This window comes from Pseudomonas sp. P5_A2_2 (assembly GCF_054177685.1).
In genome coordinates, this window is the sequence record NZ_JBGCUL010000218.1 from 1 (window position 1) to 6,262 (window position 6,262).

5 protein-coding genes and 1 pseudogene are annotated in these 6,262 nt (G+C 58.6%); 1 reads left to right on the forward strand and 5 read right to left on the reverse strand.

The genetic code is table 11. The features are described 5' to 3' along the window. The 5 genes and pseudogenes from ACXRVY_RS14410 to ACXRVY_RS14430 form a co-directional block, all read right to left on the reverse strand. Window positions 1-576, reverse strand: a pseudogene (locus tag ACXRVY_RS14410) (SMP-30/gluconolactonase/LRE family protein); the annotation flags it as partial. After that, a complete protein-coding gene (locus tag ACXRVY_RS14415) occupies window positions 573-1,718 on the reverse strand; it encodes a sterol desaturase/SRPBCC family protein (RefSeq protein WP_223462853.1) in 1,146 nt (381 codons plus the stop codon). The pseudogene ACXRVY_RS14410 and the gene ACXRVY_RS14415, both read right to left, overlap by 4 nt. Before the next feature lie 106 nt (window positions 1,719-1,824). Continuing rightward, window positions 1,825-2,688, reverse strand: a complete 864-nt coding sequence (locus ACXRVY_RS14420; protein ID WP_458237620.1) for a LysR family transcriptional regulator — start codon at window positions 2,686-2,688, stop codon at window positions 1,825-1,827. 140 nt (window positions 2,689-2,828) lie between these two features. Beyond that, window positions 2,829-3,143: an SCP2 sterol-binding domain-containing protein gene (locus tag ACXRVY_RS14425; protein ID WP_015094878.1), complete on the reverse strand. Its 315-nt coding sequence runs from the start codon at window positions 3,141-3,143 to the stop codon at window positions 2,829-2,831. A 64-nt stretch (window positions 3,144-3,207) separates the two neighbouring features. Next, window positions 3,208-3,918, reverse strand: coding sequence for a histidine phosphatase family protein (locus tag ACXRVY_RS14430; protein WP_458237621.1), 711 nt, complete (start codon window positions 3,916-3,918; stop codon window positions 3,208-3,210). Window positions 3,919-4,345: 427 nt separating this feature from the next. Between ACXRVY_RS14430 and ACXRVY_RS14435 the strand changes: the two genes are divergently transcribed. Further along, window positions 4,346-5,665 (forward strand): tyrosine-type recombinase/integrase, encoded by a 1,320-nt coding sequence (locus ACXRVY_RS14435; RefSeq protein WP_458237622.1) that lies wholly within the window; start codon window positions 4,346-4,348, stop codon window positions 5,663-5,665. Window positions 5,666-6,262 lie beyond the last annotated feature (597 nt).

Below are 6,262 nucleotides of genomic sequence, written 5' to 3' on the forward strand. Positions count from 1 at the left end.
CTGGAAGTCGTAACGCAGCAGGCGACCGTCACCACCATGTTCGATTACGGCCTCACCGTCGTGGCCATAGCCGAACCGGCTCGAAGCATCGCTGAAATAGGCGTAGTGACCCGGTTTGTCGATCGCCACATCATCGGTAAAACCGAAGGGAGCGCCGCCGGCCTCTGTGGCCAGGGCCACCAGGCGACCTTGGGCATCGAGGGACAACAAGCCTTTGACCGCATCGGCGATCACCAGCAGACCATTGGGATGACGGGCCAGACCCAATGGCCGGCCTCCGGTAACGGCCAGGACTTTGGTGGTCTTGCCATCCAGGCTGGTGCGGATCAGGCGACCGTCGTGCAGGCCGGTGATGAGTGTGTCGTTTTCCAGCAACAGGGCTTCCGGCCCGTCGATGTTTGCGGCACCCACGCGTTCCACGTCCTTGAGTCGCTGATTGTCGGCGTAGATTCCGCTGTCGAGGGGCGGTGCGGGTTGTGGTGTCCAGGCCACCGGCCGCACCTTGGTGGGCATCAGTAGCAGGAAGGCACCGACGGCGACGATGACCAGCAACAGGCATTTGAAGGCTCTGCTCACGCGCCGACTCCTGTCGCCGTCAAATACTTCTGCGCCATGTCGCGCAATGCCAGCATCGACGCCGCCGATTCCCGATCGATGCGGCGCTTGAGCAGCAACCGGTTGGCTATCCGCATCGCCAGGCCGCTGAATTGATATTCCAGGGTGCGGACGAAACGTGAGTCGTTGCCCTCGGCATCGCATGCATAGGTCACCACCAGCGACAGGCCATGATCACCCTGGGCCCGGGCGCTCCAGCGCCGTCCGGGCAGGTACTCCGCTACCTCCCAGCGCAAGTGTCCGTCGCGGCCACCAGCGCGGATGTCCTCTTCGAAACGTGCGCCGGCATGTAACGGGCCTTTTGGCCCATCGATATGCAGCGACGACGGATGCCATTGCGGCCAAAGGGTCACGGTGCTGGCGTAGGCCAGTACATCGATCGGGTTTCCGGCAATGACAATCTGATGCTGCATGCGGGTCATGGGTGTTCTCGTCAGGTTCAATGGCGCAGGTTCCGGCTCCCAATAGAGGGTGCCGAACAGATAGTCCATCAGCGGGAAAACGATGTTGAAATTACGCTCCTGCATCAGTTCGCGGCGGTGATGCAACTCGTGCAGTCGGCGCATCTGGCGGATCCACGGCAGTCGTGTGACCGGGTTGCGCGACGGCAGGTGCTCGCAGGCATGAAACACTTCATAAGCCAGGTAACCGAGGACAAGAAGGCCGCCGGCCAATCCGGCGATGTTGGTATTGATGTGCTTGAGCAGCCACCAGAGGGGCAGGGCGACGGCGAGGGTATGCAGCACGATCAGCCATGCCGGAAACAGTATCACCCGCCAGTCGCGGGCGCTGTCGTAGGTCATGTGGCCCGGGGTGAAAAAGCTGTGGTGGTCGCCGGCGTGGCGGGCATAAAACAGCCGGGCGAAACCCTTTCTATGATGACCCAGGTGGCGATGCACCATATACACGCCGAGGTTGAACAGCAGCAGCGTGACGGGCACCGCCAGCCATTCTGTTGGCCGCACCTGATGTACGGTGCTCCAGAAAGCGCTGATCGCCAGCGCCCCGAACAACAGGACAAAAGCGCCGTGCAGCCAAGGGTTGTAGAGCGGATGAATGTCGGCGCGGTAACGGCTGCGGAATCCTTCGGTGGTCTGCCTCACTGCAATCACCTGTCGTTATTGTTATCTTTTTCAGATTAGCCGATCCCGGTGATTTGACGGACCGAACCTTGAGGACACAACGGCCATGATCCGGTGCAAACCGGTTTCAGGTCAGCGGGTCCCAGCGTTGCGACCAGTCTTCGTCGGAGTCGATAAACTCGCGCAGCAGGTAGAAGGCGCGTTGCAGTGTCGGCGAGTCACGATCGCGCGAATAGACCAGATAGGTCGGGTAGTTGAATTCCGGCGCCTTGGGCACCCGTTCCAGGGCGCCACTATCCAGATAACTCTGCACGACGCGGGTGCGGAAGTAGCCGCTGCCGCCGTTTTCGAGAAGGTACTGCAGGCCCAGCGGGCCAAGATTGAAGCTCAGCGCAGCCTTGGCTTTTTCCGGCAGGGCGGCGTCGTGCTGGCGTCGGAAGTCAGCGCCCCAATCGATGTACACATAAGGATCTGGCTTGCCGGCCAGGCGCACGAGAATCAGCTTTTCTTCGAGAATCTGCTCGACCTGCAGACGCGGCCAATACTCGGGCTGATACACCAGCGCGGCATCCAGAACGCCCAGCTCCAGCTGACGCAGCAGGTTTTCACCGTCACGGATTTCCATGCGCAAGGCGTGGCTGGGAATGTTCTTGCGGATTTCGCCGGCCCAGCCGAGCATCAGCGGATTACACAGACTCACCTCGCCACCGATGTGCAGCACATCGCGATAACCCTCGGGCAATGGCAGATCACGCCGCGCGGCTTCCCAGGTTTGCACCAGTTGATTGGYATACACCACGAAGGCTTCACCGTTGGGTGTCAGACGGGCGCCGGCACGATTGCGCACGAACAGGGTGCTGCCCAGTTGGCTTTCGAGTTTCTGCACCCGCGCGGTGATCGCGGTCTGGGTGACATGGAGCTTTTCCGCGGCGGCAGCCAGGCTGCCATGGCGGACGATTTCGAGGAAGGTGCGGGCGAGGTCGATGTCCATGGGGCGGCCGGTGTGGGGAGTGCCGACATTGTAAGAGCACCGCCGAACCYGTGGCGAGGGGGCAAAAACGACGAATCCCGCCACTAAGGGCGGGATTCGTTTGCAGCCCTGCACGCTCCCGAAGCTCGGGAGCCCGGTGCTTACGACGGGAACAGTTCGGACAGTTTCATCGCCAGCATCATGTCGCCTTCAGCGCGCAGTTTGCCGCCCATGAACGCTTGCATGCCGTCAGTCGAACCGTCGACGATGCCTTCCAGAGTTTCGCCGTCCATCACCAGGGTCACCTGGGCGTCCGGGTTCTCGCCTTCCTGCAGTTCGCAGGTCTGGTCCTTGACGATCAGCGAGAAGTTCTTGGTGTCGTCGATGCGGAAACCGAAGACCAGGTCCAGACCGGCAGCAGCGGCTGGATTGAACTTGGCTTTCATTGCTTGTACGGCGTCTGCTACGGAGGTCATGGTTCGATCCTTTCTTGGGTAATGAGAGCTGGGTGATTACAGCCAGGGTCACAATAGTCCGGACTCAGCGAAACGTGATGAGTTCCGGGGCCTTCAACAGTTGCAGGTGCGCATGAGCGTTGAAGGAAGCCAGGGCTACCTCGCGACCACGAAACTTAAGCTGGTTGAGCGAGGTGTTGACGATTTGCCAGTTCAATTCAAAGGCCTGCCGGGCAGGCATTTGCGTAATCAGGTGGAGCAGGGCGGTGATGGTGCCGCCGGAGGTGAACACGGCGATTTTCTGGGTGTTGTCGGCCTGGTCGAGGATGCGGTGCAGACCGGCCTGCACCCGCTCGACAAAGCCTAGCCAGCTTTCCAGGCCCGGTGTGTCAAAGGTGCCGGCGAGCCAGCGTTCGATGATCAGGGCGAAGATACGCTGGAACTCACCACGGTTTTGCGCGGCGTTGCGCAGGATGTTCAGGGCTTCGGGTTCGTCCGGCAGCATGGCCGGCAACAGCGCGCGGATCACCGCATCGGCGTCGAACTCGTTGAAGGCGGAATCGGTTTCCAGGATCGKCACCGGCAGGCCCACCGCGGCGAATTGTTCCAGCGCGCTGTTGGCCGTGTGCTGCTGGCGGCGCAGGTCGCCCGCCAGGCAGCGGTCGAAGCTGATACCGAGTTCGGCCAGGTGCCGGCCAAGGATTTCAGCCTGTCGAATGCCGGTCGGCGACAGGACGTCGTAGTCGTCCGCACCAAAAGAAGCCTGGCCATGTCGAATCAAATAGATGCTGCCCACGTCCGCGTCATCCCGGTGCGTTGAAGGTTKGGCGAGGTTATGAGGATGGCGGTGTACTGTCAATGAAAAAACATACGCTTGTTTGAAATGCCCGTTACAGGCCTGTTGCCAGAGGTTTCACGACTGGTCGCAAGGGCGGCGCATGGGTATGCTGGTGGTATCCCGCGCGCTTGCATGCCGCGCAACGTTTAAGGAGTCCCTGTGGAGTTTTTTTCCAACTGGGGCGCAACGAAGGTCAAACCCAAGCAGCACAAGGGCGCGACCAACCATGACCTTCACCACTAAAGCACCAACTGTTAGAACCGTGTTAGAACTCGCCACGCCATGGGTCTACCGTAGGCAAGGCCGTTACACTCTCCGCATTCGCCCACTGGGCTCMAAAGCTACCTGCACGCTCTCCCTTAAGACGATCCATAGGCAAACCGCTGTGACCATTGCTAAGCACCTGTTGACTACGCTCAGAACCTTCCATCTCGACCGGCCTGAGGCGACTTGGGATCAACTCAAAGAGCGTCTCAAGGTGATCGCTGAGAGCGTCTTATCGACAGGCTCTGCATGGGATCAGTTCGAGCCGGTTAGCGCCTCACCTGCTTATGGTGGCATGGGGTTGGTCTATTCCGACTTCCGTAGGGACCTCGAAGAGATCGCCTGTACGGTGCCTTTGAATTCCGATCAGGCCAAGGCGGTGATGATGGGGACAAGGATCATGGCTGCCGCTGAAGAGCGAACCCATGGAAGCCTTGGAGAGATCGTTGAGATCATCGAAGAGATGAAGCACGTGAGTGACGTGCCTCTTCCTGTGTCCCTATCTGTATTAGYGCCTCAAGGGGCCCCTGAAGGTTCATCTGAAGGCTCACCTGTCCACACCTTCGAGTACCTCTCAGGGCTCTACATGGCCGAGCGTAAAGACGACCTCACAGGCTCCACGCTGAAGAACCTCAAGGCGTCCTGCGGGACGATCAGCAAGTTGCTTGGTGGCCTGGACCTGAAGACCCACAACAGGGCTCACATGATGGCCTTGAGGGATAGCCTCAAAGAGGGCCGTAAGGTCTCGACGGTCAATAAGATCCTGACCCATCTTTCAACGATCATGGGCTGGGCTGAAGCCAACGCCTATATCGACAAGGCCTTCGATAAAAAGCTTCAGATCCTCAAGGGCGCTGAGAGCCAACGCAAGGAGTTCTCACCGGCTCAAGTGGCTGCCTTGATGGACTATGCGAACAAGCTCCCTGCAACAGACTGGAAGCGCTGGGCGCTGAGTCTTGGCGTAGTCTCTGGGGCTCGTATTGGCGAGATCTACCAGTTGACCTCGAAGGACATCATTGAGGTCCAAGGCTTGCTGGTCATGGACATAAACACCAATGACGGAAAGACCATCAAGAACAAGTTCAGTATCCGTAAGGTGCCCTTGGTGGCGGCCTATGGGTTGGACTTGGAGGCGCTCAAGGCCTTCGCTGAGGCTGCCGATGGGAAGCTCTTCAAGCGGTCCTCAAGTGGCTTCACGTCCATGCTCAATCAATTGACTCGTGATGTACTGGGCACCGAGACCAATACCGGTCTTTCCTTCCACTCCCTTCGTCACTCCATGTCGGGGCGCCTCAAGTCTGCAGAGGTGCCGATGGGTATCTCTCAGGAGATCACTGGGCATAGCTCTGGGTCGATCACGTATGACCTCTATGGGGCCGCTGGGAATGTACAACTGGGCCGTATGGCTGAAGCACTGACGGCTGCTCTTCTGGCCGAGTAGTGAAGTTGGGTCTACCGTTTTGCGGTAGGCCTCTATTCAAAGCGCAATGAAGGCCGCTGAGATCCCTGTGGGAACCACTGAGTCAATCTTGGGGCATTCGTCGGGGTCGATCAGCTATGACCTGTATGGGGCCGGGGCATCTGTGGAAGTGGGACGGATGGCTGTAGCGCTGAAGGCAGCCTTGCTCACTCAGGTACTCACTGTCGCCTGAGTGATGCCTTAATGATATCGTTAAGCGATTTACCTAAAGAGGCTTCAAATGCGTTGTGCTGCTATCTGCTTTACTTTGCCTATAGGTCTCGTATCGGGATGCAGTAACTATTCCTCAAACCTACAAGTAGGCAATGATCAGTCGTACACGAGCCCCAAAGACCAGCGAGGGGCTATTCGTACGGCTAAAGTCTACAAAGCGCTGCCGTCTGGTGCTGAAATACTAAGTGTGGTTTTCGCCTGATAGGATGAGTGAAAATGATGAGTGTGTATAAGAGGTGTTTGGTTGTTTTGGCGGGGGCAATGTTTCCAATCCTTGGTTACTCCGCAGATGCGGATAAGAATTGGATAAGTCTCGTGTTAGCAAACGATGGATCAAAATGGGAG